This window comes from Nocardioides daeguensis (assembly GCF_019192965.1).
Classification (GTDB): Bacteria; Actinomycetota; Actinomycetes; order Propionibacteriales; family Nocardioidaceae; genus Nocardioides; species Nocardioides daeguensis.
This window is the reverse complement of the sequence record NZ_JAHTKU010000004.1, coordinates 35,028-51,631: the sequence shown is the minus strand read 5'-3', so window position 1 is coordinate 51,631 and position 16,604 is coordinate 35,028. Positions and strand designations below refer to the sequence as shown.

At 71.8% G+C, this 16,604-nt stretch carries 18 protein-coding genes; 7 read left to right on the top strand and 11 right to left on the bottom strand.

What is annotated here, in order from left to right:
* The first annotated feature begins 1 nt into the window (after position 1).
* Both KU893_RS03095 and KU893_RS03090 read left to right on the top strand, forming a co-directional pair.
* A complete protein-coding gene (locus KU893_RS03095) occupies positions 2-907 on the top strand; it encodes an alpha/beta fold hydrolase (protein ID WP_218232858.1) in 906 nt (301 codons plus the stop codon).
* Positions 904-1,686, top strand: a complete 783-nt coding sequence (locus KU893_RS03090; protein WP_218232857.1) for a methyltransferase domain-containing protein — start codon at positions 904-906, stop codon at positions 1,684-1,686. The genes KU893_RS03095 and KU893_RS03090 overlap by 4 nt, the downstream gene beginning before the upstream one ends.
* Positions 1,687-1,898: 212 nt before the next feature.
* On the opposite strand, the gene KU893_RS03085 is transcribed toward KU893_RS03090, so the two are convergent.
* Positions 1,899-2,765: a hypothetical protein gene (locus tag KU893_RS03085; RefSeq protein WP_218232856.1), complete on the bottom strand. Its 867-nt coding sequence runs from the start codon at positions 2,763-2,765 to the stop codon at positions 1,899-1,901.
* Positions 2,766-2,969: 204 nt separating this feature from the next.
* Between KU893_RS03085 and KU893_RS23105 the strand changes: the two genes are divergently transcribed.
* Positions 2,970-4,412 carry a sigma-70 family RNA polymerase sigma factor gene (locus KU893_RS23105; protein ID WP_218232855.1) on the top strand — a complete coding sequence of 481 codons (1,443 nt, stop codon included), beginning with the start codon at positions 2,970-2,972 and terminating at the stop codon, positions 4,410-4,412.
* Between the two features lie 43 nt (positions 4,413-4,455).
* A complete protein-coding gene (locus KU893_RS03075) occupies positions 4,456-4,932 on the top strand; it encodes a hotdog fold domain-containing protein (RefSeq protein WP_218232854.1) in 477 nt (158 codons plus the stop codon).
* 21 nt (positions 4,933-4,953) lie between these two features.
* Here KU893_RS03075 and KU893_RS03070 read toward each other — a convergent pair whose 3' ends face one another.
* The 6 genes from KU893_RS03070 to KU893_RS03045 form a co-directional block, all read right to left on the bottom strand.
* Complete coding sequence (locus KU893_RS03070) at positions 4,954-5,826, bottom strand: amino acid ABC transporter permease (RefSeq protein ID WP_218232853.1); 873 nt, start codon at positions 5,824-5,826, stop codon at positions 4,954-4,956.
* Positions 5,826-6,500: an amino acid ABC transporter permease gene (locus tag KU893_RS03065; protein ID WP_257440872.1), complete on the bottom strand. Its 675-nt coding sequence runs from the start codon at positions 6,498-6,500 to the stop codon at positions 5,826-5,828. The genes KU893_RS03070 and KU893_RS03065 overlap by 1 nt, the downstream gene beginning before the upstream one ends.
* 81 nt (positions 6,501-6,581) lie before the next feature.
* Positions 6,582-7,475 (bottom strand): glutamate ABC transporter substrate-binding protein, encoded by an 894-nt coding sequence (locus tag KU893_RS03060; RefSeq protein ID WP_218232851.1) that lies wholly within the window; start codon positions 7,473-7,475, stop codon positions 6,582-6,584.
* A gap of 34 nt (positions 7,476-7,509) precedes the next feature.
* Entirely contained in the window at positions 7,510-8,295 is a 786-nt protein-coding gene (locus KU893_RS03055; RefSeq protein ID WP_372449656.1) for an amino acid ABC transporter ATP-binding protein, read from the bottom strand.
* 102 nt (positions 8,296-8,397) lie between these two features.
* Positions 8,398-8,793, bottom strand: a complete 396-nt coding sequence (locus KU893_RS03050) for a hypothetical protein (RefSeq protein WP_218232850.1) — start codon at positions 8,791-8,793, stop codon at positions 8,398-8,400.
* A gap of 145 nt (positions 8,794-8,938) precedes the next feature.
* The gene (locus KU893_RS03045) at positions 8,939-11,791 is read right to left on the bottom strand and encodes an amidase family protein (RefSeq protein ID WP_218232849.1); all 2,853 of its coding nucleotides are present in this window, start codon (positions 11,789-11,791) and stop codon (positions 8,939-8,941) included.
* 182 nt (positions 11,792-11,973) lie between these two features.
* Between KU893_RS03045 and miaB the strand changes: the two genes are divergently transcribed.
* Together miaB and KU893_RS03035 are read left to right on the top strand one after the other, a co-directional pair.
* The gene (gene miaB, locus KU893_RS03040; RefSeq protein ID WP_218232848.1) at positions 11,974-13,488 is read left to right on the top strand and encodes a tRNA (N6-isopentenyl adenosine(37)-C2)-methylthiotransferase MiaB; all 1,515 of its coding nucleotides are present in this window, start codon (positions 11,974-11,976) and stop codon (positions 13,486-13,488) included.
* A 4-nt stretch (positions 13,489-13,492) separates the two neighbouring features.
* Positions 13,493-14,227: a Type 1 glutamine amidotransferase-like domain-containing protein gene (locus KU893_RS03035; RefSeq protein WP_218232847.1), complete on the top strand. Its 735-nt coding sequence runs from the start codon at positions 13,493-13,495 to the stop codon at positions 14,225-14,227.
* Here the strand turns inward: KU893_RS03035 and KU893_RS03030 are convergent.
* From KU893_RS03030 to KU893_RS03015, 4 genes are all read right to left on the bottom strand, one after another.
* Positions 14,216-14,467 (bottom strand): hypothetical protein, encoded by a 252-nt coding sequence (locus KU893_RS03030; protein WP_218232846.1) that lies wholly within the window; start codon positions 14,465-14,467, stop codon positions 14,216-14,218. The two genes, KU893_RS03035 and KU893_RS03030, sit on opposite strands and share 12 nt — an antisense overlap.
* A gap of 55 nt (positions 14,468-14,522) precedes the next feature.
* Complete coding sequence (locus KU893_RS23100) at positions 14,523-15,026, bottom strand: NUDIX hydrolase (RefSeq protein WP_257440835.1); 504 nt, start codon at positions 15,024-15,026, stop codon at positions 14,523-14,525.
* A gap of 31 nt (positions 15,027-15,057) precedes the next feature.
* A complete protein-coding gene (locus tag KU893_RS03020; protein ID WP_218232844.1) occupies positions 15,058-15,261 on the bottom strand; it encodes an antitoxin in 204 nt (67 codons plus the stop codon).
* A 63-nt stretch (positions 15,262-15,324) separates the two neighbouring features.
* Positions 15,325-15,579, bottom strand: a complete 255-nt coding sequence (locus KU893_RS03015) for an antitoxin (protein WP_218232843.1) — start codon at positions 15,577-15,579, stop codon at positions 15,325-15,327.
* Between the two features lie 78 nt (positions 15,580-15,657).
* Between KU893_RS03015 and miaA the strand changes: the two genes are divergently transcribed.
* A complete protein-coding gene (miaA, locus tag KU893_RS03010; RefSeq protein WP_218232842.1) occupies positions 15,658-16,581 on the top strand; it encodes a tRNA (adenosine(37)-N6)-dimethylallyltransferase MiaA in 924 nt (307 codons plus the stop codon).
* Positions 16,582-16,604: the final 23 nt, after the last annotated feature.

Here is a 16,604-nt window from a genome sequence, read left to right as displayed (position 1 = left end):
CGTGGACACCCGTACTGCTGACCTCGGCCCGGTCGCCCTGACCAGCCTCGTCTGGGGCGACCCCGACGACCGGGACCGGCCGCTGGCCGTGCTCCTGCACGGCTTCCCCGACACCGCCCACACCTGGCGCCACCTCGGCCCCGCCCTGGCCGACGCGGGCTACCGCGTCGTGGCTCCCTTCACCCGCGGCTACGCCCCCAGCGGCATTCCCGCCGACGGCAGCTACCACGTGCCGGCACTCATGCACGACGTGCTGGGCCTGCACCGCGCCTTCGGTGGCGACGGACGGGCCGTCCTCGTCGGGCACGACTGGGGCGCGATCACCGCCAACGGCGTCGCGGCCTGCGCGGCGAACCCGTTCGGCGCGATCGTGTCGCTGTCCGTTCCTCCCTTCTCCGTGATGAACCCGCGCCGCGACGACCTCGGTCGCTGGTTGCGGATCGTGCCGCGCCAGGCCGGCCTGAGCTGGTACACGCTCTTCAACCAGCTGCCGCGGCTGCCCGAGCGGCGCTTCGACGTCCTCGTCGCGCACCTGTGGCGGCGCTGGTCGCCGGGCTATGACGCCGCCGAGGACCTCGCGCACCTCGCGGCCGCCGTGCCCGACGAGGCCCACCGGTCGGCCGTGATCGGCTACTACCGGGCACAGCCGCGGCTGCGCCGGCTCCCGGCGCGGTACCAGTCGCTGGCGCACGACTGGACCCGCGAACCCCGGGTGCCGCTGCTGTACCTGCACGGTGCCGATGACGGCTGCCTGGACGTGCGATGGGCCGGACGGATCGGCGACCGCCTGCCGGCCGGCAGTCGCGTGGGCGTCGTCGACGACGCGGGGCACTTCCTGCAGCTCGAGCGTCCGGACGTCGTGAACGCCCGCATCCTCGACCACCTGCGCGAAGGTGCGCGCCGATGACCCTGGCCTGGGATCCCGACCGCTACCTGGCCTACGCGGACGAGCGGGGGCGCCCCTTCGTCGACCTCGTCGGCCGGGTCGCTGCCGTCGATCCCCAGGTCGTGGTCGACCTCGGTTGTGGACCCGGCAATCTCACCTCCCTTCTCGCTGATCGCTGGCCGGCCGCGACGATCACCGGTGTCGACTCCAGCGACGCCATGATCCGCGCAGCCTCCGACAGTTCGGCGGCGGAACGCGTCGCCTTCCACAGGGCCGACCTGCGCGAGTGGCTCGGCGCCGCTCCGCGGGCAGGCGTGGACGTCCTCGTCTCCAACGCGACGCTGCAGTGGCTGCCCGAGCACCTCGACCTGATGCCTGCGCTCGTACGTGCCGTGCGGCCCGGCGGCTGGCTCGCGTTCCAGGTCCCGGGCAACCACGACCAGCCCAGCCACACGCTGCGCGCGGAGCTCGCCGCCGAGCCGCCGTACGCCGCCCACACCGCCGGCGCCGCTGCCCCGCACGCCCACGGCGCGGCGGTCTACCTGCGCGCGCTCCAGGCGCTCGGCTGCGAGGTGGATGCGTGGGAGACGACCTACCTGCACGTGCTGCACGGGCAGGACCCGGTCTTCGCGTGGGTGTCCTGCACCGGTGCCCGGCCGACGCTGCAGGCGCTGCCCGACGACCTGCGGACCGGATTCGAGGACGAGCTCAAGGCGCGGCTGCGTGCGGCCTATCCCGACGAGGGGCACGGCGTCGTGCTGCCGTTCCGTCGCATCTTCGTGGTGGCCCGCACGCCCTGAGGCTGCTCCAGGTGCAGCCGCCGGGATTCCCCTCCCTCCGGGGAACCCCGGCGGCCGCTGCTCCCACCCGTGGTGGTGGGCATCGCGCCGAGGCGACTGCAGTTCCTGCTCCCAGGACGCCGAGCCCGCAGCACCCCCCAGATGCTTCGGGCCCCCGCCGTTCCGGCCCGCCCCCCGACGGACGGGAACGACGCTGCAGTCGCCTCGGCAGCTCAGGGGGCCGCCCGGCCGCTCGGGTACCGGGTCCGGCGGGGCGCGGGTCGGGCCCGGCCCGGGAGCCCGTCGAGGGTCTGCTCGCGGCACAGGGCGACGAGGGCGGTGACCACGAAGGCGGGGTGCGACGTACCGACCTGCCGGGCGAGCTCGATGACCCGGGCCGCGTACGGCGACCAGGGGTCCGTGACGATCATCGCGACGTGGTGCCGCCACTCGTTGACGGTGCCGTGGACCGCGATGTCGACGAACTCCTCGACGGAGTCGAGCGGCGGGACGGTCCAGGCGCGGTCGATGCCCTGCACGAGCAGGGCGTGGGCGGCGCGCAGGCTCGCGTCGTCGACGGCCTCGCTACGGGCCGCGGTCCGTGGGTGCGTCGCAAGCCGCCGGCCGAGGCCGGGGACGAGCAGTCGGCGCATCGCGGCGGTGGTGAGGGGGAGCCGGGAGTCGGTCTCGAGCGCGCTGCCGTAGCGGTGCTGCAGGCCTGCGAGGCGTCGGTGTCCCAGCTCGTCGGCGAGTCCGCACACAGCGGCGTGGTCCTCGATGTCGCCGAACAGCGCGAGCCCGACCAGGTTGGCCGTGGCGGCGCACGCGGGCAGCGTGTGGGAGAGGTCGTCGTGCTCCTCGACGAGCGCGACCAGCCGTGCCCAGACGTCGAGGTCGTCGGCGCCCACGCCGCCGGTGCGGGCCAGGACGCCGTCGACGACGTCGAGGAGCATCTCCTCGTGGGGGAGGCCGGCCTCGCGCCGGTCGCGGAGGCGCCCCTGCAAGATCCCGGCCCGGCGGGACAGCGAGCGGGGCCGCAGCGCGACGACCGGGGGCAGCGGACGGGCGTCGCGCGCGGTGGTGGAGCGCGTGGTGCTCATCTGTCTCCGATCGGTCGGTGGCGCCCCCGGGCGGGGCTGTCACCGAACTGGACGAAGTGCGGAGCAGAACATCACGCGGTTTTGTCGACGAGTTCGAGAGTTTTCCCGAATCGGTGCATCATCGGGCGCACTCGGTCGTTGGGCAGGGTGCCGCGGACCGTCGAGCGGCGCGCGACACACCAGCCGGGAAGGGCGGAGGATCGGATGGGCGAGGACGCGTCCCGCACCCACGAGGAGGAGCTCCTCGCGCGCGTGCGTGCCGGCGACACCGGTGCGTTCGAGGAGCTGTACCGCGACCAGGTCGACGGGGCTCGGCACCTCGCCCGGATCCTGGTCGGCACCGACGCGGCCGAGGAGCTCGTCGCCGAGTCGTTCTCGCGGGTGCTGGGGCAGCTGAGCTCCGGTGGCGGTCCCACCTCGAGCTTCCGCTCCTACCTCCACGTCACCATCCGCAACGGGTACCGCGACGGCCTGCGCTCCCAGCGCGAGTCCGTCGCCTCCGACCAGCCGTGGCTCTTCGATCAGGCCGAGACGGCCGAGGTCACCCCCGAGCAGGCCGTCGAGATGCTCGACGAGACCGTCGCGGTCGACGCGCTCGCCACCCTCCCCGAGAGCTGGCGCACGGTGTTGTGGCACGTCGAGGTCGAGGGGCGCAAGCCTGCCGAGGTCGCGACCTTGATGGACCTCAAGCCGCGCGCCGTCTCCTCCCTCGCCCACCGTGCGCGCGAGGGCCTCAAGCGCGCCTACCTCGACCTGCACGCCGGCCCCGAGCCGGCTCGCGAGCAGTGCCGCTGGGTCCACCACCGGATGAGCCAGTACGCCCGTGGCGAGCTCGGCACCCGCGCCGAGCAGCGGTTCGGCGCGCACCTCGACGCCTGCGGCTCGTGCCAGCGCGCCTTCCTGGTCGTCGACGAGGTCAACCAGAAGCTCGCCGTCCACGTCCTCCCGATCGTGCTCCTGTCCCTGCCTCTCGGCGGCAAGGGCGTGATCTGGGGAGCTACGGCGGCCGGCGGCGCCGCTGCCTCGAGCGGTGCCTCGGGCGGTGCCTCGAGCGGTGCCTCGGGCGGCGCCTCGGGCGGTGCCTCGGGCGGTGCCGCCGTGGCGGTCGCGGCCGCCGTGGCCGTGGCTGCCGTCGCGGCCGGCGCCTTCGCGACCCTCGGGGGCGAGGACCATCCCGACCGCACGCCAGCGGCCTCGCGGCCGGTGGCGAAGGCGACACCGGGCGCCGTGCTCGCCGACCCGCGCACCCCCGACCCGGCCCCCGTCGAGCCGGCCCCGGCCGCCACGCAGCCGGCCGACGTGTCCGCGGTCCCCGTTCCCAGCCCGTCGGCCCGGCAGCCGGCTGCGCCGGCGCCCTCCTCGCCGCAGAAGGCAGCACCTGCGGCGGCCCCGGCGCACTCAGCGGCACCGGCGGCACCCGCGGCTCCTGCCGGCCCCCCGGGGGCTCCGCCGGTCGTCGTGCCGCCCCCGGGCCAGCCGAAGCCGCCCGGGTGCGGTGATCGCCGAATCTGCGCGGGCCCGCTCACGATCACGCTGCCGGGTGGGGGCCGGCAGGGCGTCACGATCGAGCTCGACCTGCCGGGGCCGGGTCCGTCGGTCGGGGTCGGGGCCGGCCCCGACGGTGTGATCGCCGGCACGAAGCGGTGACCGGCACTCGCCGCGAAGGTTACCGGCGAGTAATGTGAGGTCCATGACTCAGGTCCACAGCCTCTGGAAGACCGCCACGAGCCTCCCCGTGGTCGGCGGCACCCTCGGCAAGCGCGCGTTCTCGATCGCGTTCAGCCAGAAGGCGCCGTACTTCGCCTCGATCCACCCCCGGGTGACCGAGCTGCGCCCCAACTACGCCTCGGTCGTGATCCCGAAGCGCCGCAGCGTGCAGAACCACATCGGAACGGTCCACGCGATCGCGCTGTGCAACGGCCTCGAGATGGCGATGGGCGGTCTGGCCGAGGCCACCATCCCCAGCGCCAAGCGGTGGATCCCCAAGGGCATGACCGTGTCCTACACGGCCAAGGCGACCGGCGACGTCACCTGCATCGCCGAGACCGACCAGGAGCAGTGGGACGCCGCCGAGGGCGACCTGCCCGTGCGGGTCCGCGGCGAACTCGCCGACGGCACCGTCGTCATCGAGGGCACCATCGACCTGTGGGTGACCAGCAAGAAGTGAGGCGCGCCGGGGCCGCCGCGCTCAGGCGCGGTCCTGGTCGATGCCGGCGGCCGCGGCGACGACGTCGATCCTCCTCTCGCCCACGAAGCGCTTCTGGATCCACGTGGCCAGCAGGGTGAGCAGCAGGTTGAGCCCGACGTAGAGCACGCCGAGGACGATCGCCGTCGGCACCTGGTTGTGGAACTCCTTGTAGATCTGCTGCCCGATCTTGGTCAGGCCAGGTGCGGCCACGGCATAGCCGAGGCTGGTGTCCTTCAGCGCGACGACCATCTGGCTGATGATCGCCGGCAGCATCACCTTCACCGCCTGGGGCAGCAGGATCAGCGTCATCACCTGGGTCTTGCGCATGCCGACGGCGTACGCCGCCTCGGCCTGCCCCTTCGGGATCGCGCCCACGCCGGCGCGGACCACCTCGGCGAGGACGGCGCCGTTGTAGCAGGTGAGCGCGATGACGACGGCGAGGAAGCCGCCGCGCTCGTCGACCCACAAGAAGCTGCCGTGGGTCCCGATGAACCACGCGTAGTAGACGAAGATCATCAGCAGCAGCACGGGCATCGCCCGGAAGAACTCCACGACCAGCCAGGCCGGCCACCGGACGAAGGCGTGCTCGGACATCTTCGCGACGCCGAACAGGAACCCGAACACCACGGCGCCGACGATGGCGAAGACCGCCATCGTGACCGTCACGACCAGGCCGTCGACGAGGAGCGCCGAGATGTAGTCGGGCGTGAGGAACGGCTCCCAGAGGCTGTACTCGAACTGGCCGTCGTCGCCGAGCTTCCACACCGCGTACACGACGAGTGCCGCGATCGCCGCGGAGGCCACGACCGTGTAGATGCGGTGCCGCACCCGGGTGGCCGGACCGGGTGCGTCGAAGAGGACACTGGCGGTCATCAGGCGATCCTCCATCGTCGTTCGAAGCCCAACGAGATCATCGAGACGATCTCGACCAGGAGGATGTAGCCGACCGCGAAGCAGGCGAAGATGCCGATCCGCTCGCTGCTGTAGTCGTTGGTGAGACCGCGCATCGTGGCCAGGGCCTCGGCGAGGAAGAAGACACCCGCGACCGAGGTGTTCTTCAGCATGGCGATCAGCGCGCTGGCGAGCGGTGGCACCGAGGCCCGCACGGCCTGGGGAAGCACGACCTGGGTCATCACGCCCCCAAACGGCAGACCGATCGCCCGCGCCGCCTCGGCCTGGCCCATCGGCACCGCGTTGACCCCCGAGCGCAGCGCCTCGCAGACGAAGCAGGCGGTGTAGAGGCTCAGGGCCACGAAGGCCGTCGCGAACGCGGAGGTGAAGTCGAAGCCGCCGACATGCACCTGCACCCACCGGAAGTTGATGCCGAGGATCGGCGCCGCGAAGTGGAAGAAGATGAAGATGAGGACGAGCGGAGTGTTGCGCACCACCGACACGTAGATCGCCCCCACGGCGCGGAGCACGCCGATCGGCCCGACGCGCATGGCGACCAGGACGGTGCCGAGGACCAGGGAGGCGACGGCGCTCACCAGGAACAGGAAGAGCGTGTAGCCGAACCCCTTGAATAACTCGTCGAGGTTGTCGAGCACTGCGTTCAAGCGCGTCCCTCTCCGTCGGGGAGCCGGGGCCCGCCGGTACGACGGCGCCCCGGCTCCGGGGTCATGCGTGGGTCACTTGCAGGGCTGCAGCGTCGGCGGCTCGGGCGTGTCCACACCCGAGGGGCCCAGCGTCAGCTCGAACGCGTCGGCCCACGAGCCGTCCTCGAACGACTTGGACAGCACGCCGTCGATCCACTCGCACATCTCGGGGCGGTCCTTGCTGAAGCCCACGCCGATGTTCTCCTCGGAGAACTGGTCACCCACCACCTTGAGCTGGCCCTCGTTCTGGGCTGCGAGACCCGCGAGGATGGTGCCGTCGGTCGACATGGCGCGATAGGTGCCGTCGAGGACCTTCTCGGCGCACTCGGAGTAGGAGTCGGCGCCGACGCCCTTGGCGCCCTTCGCCTTGACGTTCTCCAGCGAGGTGGACCCGGTCACCGAGCACACCTCCTTGCCCTTGAGGTCGTCGATGCCGGTGATGTCGCTGTCGGCCTTCACCAGCACCTGCTGGCCGGTGACCATGTAGGGACCCGCCTGGCCGACGACCTTCTGGCGGTCCTCGGTGATCGAGTACGACGCCAGGACGATGTCGACCTTGCCGGACTCGAGGAACGGCTCACGGTTGTCGGAGATCGTCTCCTCCCAGTTCACCTTGCTGGTGTCGGCGGGATCGATGCACAGGTCGGCCACGAGGAGCTTGGCGATCTCGATGTCGAACCCGCTCGGGACGTCGTCGGTCGCGCCCTTGAAGCCGAGGCCCGGCTGGTCGTACTTCACGCCGACGTTGATCTTGCCGGCGTCGGCGAGCTCGGCCATGCGCGAGCCGTCCTCGAACTTGCCGTCGCAGTCGCTCTTGGCCTTGACGTCGCGCCCCTCCTTGTCGTTCCCGGCGTCCCCGCACGCGGCGAGGGATCCGGCCACGACCAGGGTGGCCGCGGTCGCCGCGAAGGCTTTCCTCCATCGCATCTGTTGCTCCTTGTCTGCCCGAGAAGACGGGCGCTCAGTGCTTGAGGATCTTGCCGAGGAAGTCCTTGGCCCGATCGCTCTGCGGGTTGGTGAAGAACGTGTGGGGATCGGCCGTCTCGAGGATCCGGCCGTCGGCCATGAACACCACGCGGTTGGCCGCCGTCCGGGCGAAGCCCATCTCGTGGGTGACGACGATCATCGTCATCCCGCGCTCGGCGAGGTCGACCATGACGTCGAGGACCTCCTTGATCATCTCCGGGTCGAGGGCCGAGGTGGGCTCGTCGAATAGCATCACCTTGGGCTCCATCGCGAGCGCTCGGGCGATGGCGACGCGCTGCTGCTGACCGCCGGAGAGCTGGGCGGGGTACTTGTCCGCCTGGTGCGCGACGCCCACCCGGTCGAGCAGGTCGCGGGCCCGGTCCTCGGCTTGCGCCTTCGACTGCTTGCGGACCTTGATCGGCCCGAGCGTGACGTTCTCCAGGATCGTCTTGTGGGCGAACAGGTTGAAGCTCTGGAACACCATGCCCACGTCGGCGCGGTGCCGGGCGAGGGCCTTGCCCTCCTGCGGCAGCGCGGCGCCGTCGACCAGGATCTGCCCGGAGTCGATCGGCTCCAGCCGGTTGATGGTGCGGCACAGGGTCGACTTGCCGGAGCCCGACGGCCCGATCACCACGACGACCTCGCCGCGGCCCACGGTGAGGTTGATGTCCTGCAGGACGTGCAGCCCGCCGTACCACTTCTGCACGTCGACGAGCTCGACCAGAGGGTCGCCCGAGCGGCGCGCAGTGTTGTCAACTGGAACGTCGTCGGTGACGGTCATACGCGTGGACGCTAGTCCCGCCGACGGGCTCCCGGCTAGAGCGAAGATGCTCGCGAGACCAAGTTGTGACTCCCCGCCGGCGCCGCGCCGCCGGCATTCGCCCTAGAAGATGTCGGGCAGCACGCTGAGCGCCAGGCCGACGAGCAGTGCCGCGACGGCGAGCAGCCCGGCCCTGCGCCGAGCCTTCGCGGAGGCGGCCTCGTCGGCGGCGGTGAGCGGGTCCAGGCCGCGCTCGGTCCGCCAGGCGGTCTCCTCGCGATCCCACTGCTCGGCCGGCGTCATGCCTCGCAGCACCGCGCCGATCCCGAGCAGGAGCAGCGTGAACATGCCGCCCGCGACCGTCAGCACGGTCAGGATGGCCGAGACGCCACGCGTGCCGGTGCCGAACATCAGGCCGGCACCCATGCCGACCGAGACGAGCAGGGCCACGATGCTGAGGACGCTGCCGATGACCTCGTTGTTGCGGGCGACGAAGCCGGGGGACGTGCTCTGGGGCATGGCCCGACTCTAGAACCCACCACCGAGCCCCCCCCGAGGACCGGGCGATCCTCGGCGGCTCGGTCGTGATGTCGTCCGGATGCGGGCAACGTGGAAAGCGCTGTGCCCCGGCGCGTGGCGCACCGGGGCACAGCAGGTCAGCAGGTCAGCGTCTGATCTTCAGCGTGAGGACCGTCGTACTGGTCTGGTAGCCCGGCGCCGGCAGGTAGACGACCTTCACCTTGCGCAGGACCGACTCGCCCTTCTTGATCCTCTTGGTGAGCTTGGCCTTGAAGGCCACCGTGGCCGTCCCGTCGGCGAGGAGCGCCTGCGTCGCGACGACCTCGCCGCCGTAGACGACCTGGACCGACCCGGCCGGCACCAGGCCGGTGGCGGGATCGGCGGAGACCGTGACCGCGATCCGGGCCTTGCCTCCCTTCGCGACCGTCTTCTTCTTGAGCTTCGCCGTGGTCGTGGTGGCGGCCGGGGTCACCGCGGCGGTCGGCGCCGACGTCGACTGACCGTCGGCGTGCTGGTCGAGCGTCGCGGTCTCCACGACGCTGATCGGCCGGCCGACGTCGCCCGGCCGCAGCCGGTACGTCGCTCCCGTGGCCCCGGCGATCGGCGTGCCACCCGCGAGCCACTGCCGGCTGGTCACGACGGCGTCGAGGTCCCAGACGGCCGGCGCGGCGGACAGGGTCTGTCCGACCTGCGGCGTCCCGCTGATGCTGGGCGCCGTGACCGCCTTGGGGGCCGGGTCCAGGTCCACCTCGACGGTCGCGGAGCCGAAGGCCCCGACGTCGGTCGTCGCACCGCTGCCATCGACCGTGGTCAGCGCGGAACCGGTGATCGTCGCCGGGCCGGAGGCCAGCGCACGGAAGGTCAGCGTCACCAGCTCCGTGTCACCCGAGCTGGTCGGCGACGTGCCGAGCTTGGTGTGCGTGAGCGACACCGAGCCTTCGCCCGTCTTCTCGTAGATGCTGCCGGTGGTGGCGGTGGTGGCGCTCCCGTCGACGTACGCGATCCGGGTCGGGTCGTAGCCGAGCGTCAGCCCATAGGCGTAGAGGTCGGCCGCCGACTGCGACACGGTCACGGTGAACTCGTCGCCGATCGCGAGATCGGCCGGGGTCGCGCCGATGGTGACCAGGCCGGTGCCCGCCTCGGCGGTCTCGTCGCTGCCGAGGCCCGGGAACACGTCACCCTCCAGGGCCGGGTAGGCGGCAGGCGCGGTGCGGTGCGCCGTGGCCTGTTCGTAGGCGTAGGCCATGCCGAGCAGGTCGCCCTCGGAGTAGTTGCGTCCGATGAACTCCAGGTTCACGCCCGCGCCCGGGATGGCCTCTCCCTCGACCCCCTGGCCCATCGGGACCGTCACCGACGGCATGCCCGTGTTGGGGCTGAGCCGCAGGTTGGTGCTGAGGGTGGAGTAGGGGTTGGTGCTCGGGTAGATGAGCGCGTCGAGACCGTTGGCGTCGAGGGCGCCGGTCAGCACCGTCTCGCCGTTCGCGATCGCCGCCGTGTGCGTCGACATCCAGTCGGCGTACTGGGCCGGCGTGATGCTGTTGCGGGTGCTGTAGGTGCTCGCCCGCGACGGCACGAACCGGCCGGAGTCGATGATGCCGGACAGGGAGTCGGCCGTGACGTCGTCGGAGAGGTGTGCCGCGATGTAGCCGTCGAGGTCGTGCTTCATCTCGTTGGTGCTGCCGCTGCCCTCGCCGAGGACCGGGCTGATGCCGTCGATCGTGATGGCCTCCACGGTCGCGCCCTGGGCCACCAGGTCGGCGATCGCCTGGTCGAAGAGCCGCGTCGTGGTCGGGTTGGAGCCTCGCATCGAGGCGAGATAGCCGACCTTCCGGCCCTGCAGCGCGGTGGGGTCGAGGAACCGGGTGTACGACGTCGGGACGTCGCCGGCGGCCTGCTCCGAGGTGATGGGGTCCATCGGGTCGACCCCGACCACGGCGTCCAGCGCGATCGCCGCGTCCGACACGCTGCGGGCCATCGGACCGCCCGTGTCCTGCGACAGCGCGAGCGGGATGATCCCGTCCCGGCTGGTCAGGCCGACCGTGGGCCGGACGCCGACGAGCTGGTTGTACGACGACGGCACCCGGATCGAGCCGCCGGTGTCGGTGCCGAAGCCGATCGCGCCGAGGCTGGCCGAGATGGAGGCGCCGGTGCCGCCGCTCGACCCGCCGGCGGTGCGGCTGAGGGAGTACGGGCTGGCCACGAGCTTGGAGGTCCCGGTCGGGAGGAACGCCGAGTACTCGGAGGCGAAGCCGAAGGCGAACTCGTCGAGCGTGGCCTTGGCCAGGATGATCGCGCCGGCATCGCGCAGGCCCTCGACCATGAAGGCGTCGTCGGTGGTCTGGTTGTCGTCCCAACAGCCGCAGCCGCCCGTGGTCGGCATGTCCGCGGTGTCGTAGTTGTCCTTCAGCACGATCGGGATGCCGTCGAGCATGCTGCGCGGGCCGCCGTTCTCGGCCCGGGCCGCGTCGCTGGCGGCGGCTGCTGCCAGCGCCACGTCGCTGGTGCTGATGATCGAGTTGAGCGCGCGGACGTGCTCGTCGTCGACCAGGCCGTCGTAGGCCGCGATCCGGTCGAGGTAGGCCTGGGTCAGCTCGACCGACGTCACGACGCCGGCGTTCATCGCCTTCTGCATGTCCAGGGCAGAGGCCTCGACCAGCTCGAACGACCCGTCGTCGTACAGGATGCGGGCGGAGAGCGCTGCGACGTCGGCGAGGGTGATCTCTCCGTCGTCGTCGTAGTCGGCGGGGGAGACGTCGGCCCAGCCGCTGTCGCCCTCGCCGGTGCCGACCGCCGGGACCAGGACGTCGAGATCGGCCTTCGTGATCTCGTCGTCGCCGGTGACGTCGCCCGCGGTGTAGTACGGCGCCAGGTAGCCACCCGCGCCGGTGGTCCCGGTGGGGGCCTCGGCGCGCGTGGGTGCGGCGGTGGTCCCGATGGCCAGTGCCGTCACGGTGGTCGCCCCGACCGCCCACCAGGTCAGGTGCTTGCGTGTGCTCACGAAGGTCCTCTCGATCATCGTCCGGTGTCCCCGGACGTCGGAGAGTAGGGAGCGCTTGTTACGCCCCGGGGTCGCCCGACGGCGCTGCCGTGTAACGGAGCCCGGAAGGGGAGTCGGCTGCGTCACGGTCCGTCTCCTCGGGTTTCCCGGATGCGGCGTGACGCTCGTACCCTTGAGCGGTCATGAGCGCCACCGCAGAACAGCCGAGGACCTACGAGGTCCGCACCTACGGGTGCCAGATGAACGTCCACGACTCCGAGCGCCTCTCGGGTCTCCTCGAGGACGCCGGCTACCTCCCGTTCGACAAGGACGCCGAGGGCGAGCAGGCCGAGTGTGCCGACATCGTCGTGTTCAACACCTGCGCGGTGCGCGAGAACGCCGACAACCGGCTCTACGGCAACCTCGGCCACCTGGCGCCAGTCAAGGCGAAGCGGCCCGGCATGCAGATCGCCGTCGGCGGCTGCATGGCGCAGAAGGACCGCGACACCGTCGTGAAGAAGGCGCCGTGGGTCGACGTGGTGTTCGGCACCCACAACATCGGCTCGCTGCCGGCACTGCTCGACCGCGCGCGTGTCCAGCAGGAGGCGCAGGTCGAGATCCTCGAGTCGCTCGACGTCTTCCCCTCGACGCTGCCGACCAAGCGCGAGTCGGCGTACGCCGCCTGGGTGTCGGTCAGCGTCGGCTGCAACAACACCTGCACGTTCTGCATCGTGCCGAGCCTGCGCGGCAAGGAGAAGGACCGCCGTCCGGGCGAGATCCTCGCCGAGGTCGAGGCGCTGGTCGCCGAGGGCGTCTCCGAGATCACGCTGCTGGGCCAGAACGTCAACGCGTACGGCGTCGAGTTCGGCGACCGGCAGGCCTTCTCCAAGCTGCTGCGGGCCTGCGGCGACATCGAGGGCCTGGAGCGGGTCCGGTTCACCAGCCCGCACCCGGCCGAGTTCACCGACGACGTCATCGAGGCGATGGCCCAGACCCCGAACGTGATGCCGAGCCTGCACATGCCGCTGCAGTCCGGCTCCTCGAAGGTCCTCAAGGACATGCGCCGGTCCTACCGGCAGGAGCGGTTCCTCGGGATCATCGAGCGGGTCCGTGCCGCGCTGCCCGACGCCGCGATCACCACCGACATCATCGTGGGCTTCCCCGGCGAGACCGAGGAGGACTTCCAGGAGACCCTCAAGGTCGTCCGGGAGGCCCGGTTCGCCGGGGCCTTCACGTTCCAGTACTCCAAGCGCCCCGGTACGCCGGCGGCCGAGCTCGAGAACCAGGTGCCGCAGGCCGAGGTCACCGACCGCTACAACCGCCTCGTCGAGCTGGTCAACGAGATCACCTGGGAGGAGAACAAGCGGCTGGTCGGTCGCGAGCTCGAGCTGATGGTCGCCGAGGGCGAGGGCCGCAAGGACGCCGAGACGCACCGGCTGTCCGGTCGCGCGCCCGACAACCGTCTCGTGCACTTCGAGGCCGACTTCTCGGCGGTCGACGGCGAGCCGCGCCCCGGCGACATGGTCACCGTCGAGGTCACCTACGCCGCCCCGCACCACCTCGTCGCCGACGGGCCGGTCCGCGCGCTGCGTCGTACCCGCTCGGGGGATGCGTGGGAGCGCCGGACCGCCGCGCCCGCGCCGTCGACCGGTGTGGGTCTCGGCATGCCGTCGGTCGGCGTCCCGGCTCCGCTGCCGGACGCACCGGTCTGCGGCTGAGCGCGTGGCAGCCGACGCACCGACGATCGTCGCGACCTCGGGCGGGGTCGTGCCGAGCCCGCGCAACCGGTGGTCGGTCGGCCCGCTGACGAGGTACGCCGTCGACCTGGCCGGCGTCGAGGGCCGCGCGCCTCGCGTCTGCTTCCTCGCGACCGCCTGCGGCGACCAACCCGCGGTGGTCCGGGACTTCTACGACATGGCGCAGGAGGCCGGCTTCCACGGCAACCACCTGTCGCTGTTCGCGATGCCCAACGTCGCCGACATCCGCGAGCACCTGCTGTCGCAGGACGTGATCTGGGTCTGGGGCGGCAGCGTCGCGGGTCTGTTGGCGATGTGGCAGCTGCACGGCGTCGGTGACGTGATGCGCGAGGCGTGGGAGGCCGGCGTCGTGCTGACCGGCGTCTCGGCCGGCTCGATCTGCTGGCACAGCGGCGGCACCACCGACTCGTTCGGGCCGGACCTGCGCCCGATCACCAACGGGTTGGGCCTGGTCCCGTTCTCCAACGGCGTGCACTACGACTCCGAGGAGCAGCGGCGCCCGCTCTTCCAGCAGCTGATCGCCGACGGCGCGCTGCCGGCGGGCTACGCCACCGACGACGGCGTCGGCCTCCACTACCGCGGCACCGAGCTGGTCGAGGCGCTGAGCGAGGAGGACGGCAAGGCGGCGTACTTCGTGGAGCGCGGCGCCGACGGCACGGCCGTCGAGACCCGGCTGGAGACGCGGCTGCTACGCGGGTGACTCCGTCTCCGGAGGCACGTCGGGGTTGCCCTTGGTGGCCTCGGTGTCGGTGTCCTCGGACGTGAGCGTCTCGGCGGGCAGCTCGTCGTCGGTGGCGGGGTTGCGCCACGGGCTCGGGTCGCGCGGCTCGGTGCTGTAGGCGCCGTCCCCACCGACCCCCTCGATCCGGTTCGGACCGCCCGGCGGCGGTGCCGGCGGCTCGGCGACCGGCTTCGGCTGAGGTGACAGTTCCTGGTTCATGGCTCTCCTCTCGATCAGGGAGCACCCGAACACGTGGTAACCGCTGGCCGGCCGGTCAGACCTCTTCGAAGCCGTGGTGGCTCAGCGCCGGCAGCCCGCCGGCGCGCAGACCCGCGAGGACGACCGCCTCGTGCGGCACCAGGGGCTCGGGGAGCGCGGACAGCGGGAACCAGCGCAGGTCCGCGCACTTGGCGGGCTCGACGATGCGGGGCTCCCCGGTCCAGGACCGGGCGGTGAAGAAGAAGTCGATCCGCTCGTCGATCGGCAGGTCGTGGGCGGTGCGCTGCATCGCCGTCACGAACGTGAGGTCGAGGTCGTCGACGCCGACCTCCTCGAGCGCCTCGCGCCGGGCCGCGACCTCGGCGGTCTCGCCGCGCTCGACGTGACCGGCCGCAGCTGCGGCCCAGAAGCCGTCCATGTAGCCGGTGTTCTGCCGCAGCTGCAGGAGCACCTCGGTGCCGGCGCCGCCTCCGGGGCCGGTCTCTCGCAGGAGGAAGACGTAGGAGGCGGGGACCACGGCGAACCGGGTCTTCCCGGTTGCTGGGTCCGTGACGGTCACCGAGGTGCTCGCTTCTGCCGGCGGTGGGCGCTCAGCTGATGTCGTCGTTCTTGCCGTCGAGCGAGTCGAGGGCGTCCTTGGCCTTCTCGGCGCCGAGCTCGAGCTTGGCATCGAACTTGCCGCCGGTCTTGTCGGAGGCGAGGTCGGCGGCCTTGTCGAGCGCGTCGCCGATCTTGTCGCCCTGGCTGTTGACGGCGTCGGTCAGCTTGTCCTTGGCGTCATCGAGAAAGCCCACGAGAGTCCCCCAGCGCAGTGAGTGCGACGGCCCGCCTTGAGCCGCCGCGGTCACCCTAGAGGATCACGGTGCCGGCGGGGTGCCGCCGGGCGGCTGCTCGTCGCCGGGGTGGTCGCCCTCCAGCTTGCCGAGCGCGTCCTTGGCCTTGCCCGCCGCACCCTCGATCTTGGCGTGGTACTTCCCGCCGGTCTTGTCGTCGACGAAGCCCGCGGCCTTGTCCAGACCGGACTCGATCTTGTCGCCGTGCTTGTCGACCGCCTCGCCGACCTTGTCGGCGACCGTGTCCTTGGCGCCCTTCAGCTTGTCCAGGAATCCCATCGTTGCCTCCTTGCGTTCCGGCCTGCTGCTCCGGCCCCGCGTCGGCCGCTGGATGCGGGTCATTGCCACACTAATCCCATGCCGAGCACGCCCACCACGCCTCCGATCGTCGCGATCGTCGGCCCGACGGCCAGCGGCAAGACGGCGCTGTCCCTCGACCTCGCGCAGGCGCTGGACGGCGAGGTGGTCAACACCGACGCGATGCAGGTCTACCGCGGCATGGACATCGGTACGGCGAAGCTGCCGCCCGCCGAGCGTCGCGGGATCCCGCACCACGTCCTCGACACCCTCGACGTGCGCGACCCGGCCACCGTCGCGGAGTTCCAGGGCTGGGCACGGGCCGCGATCGCCGACATCCGCGGTCGTGGCGCGACACCGGTCCTCGTGGGCGGCTCCGCCCTCTACACGCGAGCGATCCTCGACCGGTTCGAGTTCCCCGGCACCGACCCCGCCGTCCGCGCCCGGCTCGAGTCCGAGCTCGCCGTCGTCGGCAGCCCCGCCCTCCACGCGCGCCTGCGCGAGCTGGACCCGCCGGCTGCCGAGCGGATCGAGGTCGAGAACGGCCGTCGCGTCGTCCGTGCCCTCGAGGTCATCGAGATCACCGGCGCCCCGTTCAGCGCCAACCTCCCCGTGCAGGAGTACGTCGACCCGCGCACCGTCCAGCTCGGGGTCTCGATCGACCGGGAGACCCTCGACCAGCGGATCGCCGTACGGGTGCGGCGGATGTTCGACGACGGCCTGCTCGAGGAGGTCTCCCGCCTCCTCGACGAGGGCCTTGCCGAGGGCCGCACCGCCGCGCTCGCCATCGGCTACCGCCAGGCGATCGCCGTCCTCGCCGGCGAGATGAGCGTCGAGGAGGCGATCGAGAAGACCTCCGTCGCCACCCGGCAGTTCGCCCGCCGCCAGCTGGCGTGGTGGCGCAACGACCCGCGGATCACCTGGCTGCCGTACGACGACCCGGAGCGTGTCACCCGCGCGCTGGAGGTGATCCGGGCGGTCTGACCTACCGCACCCCATGCGTGATG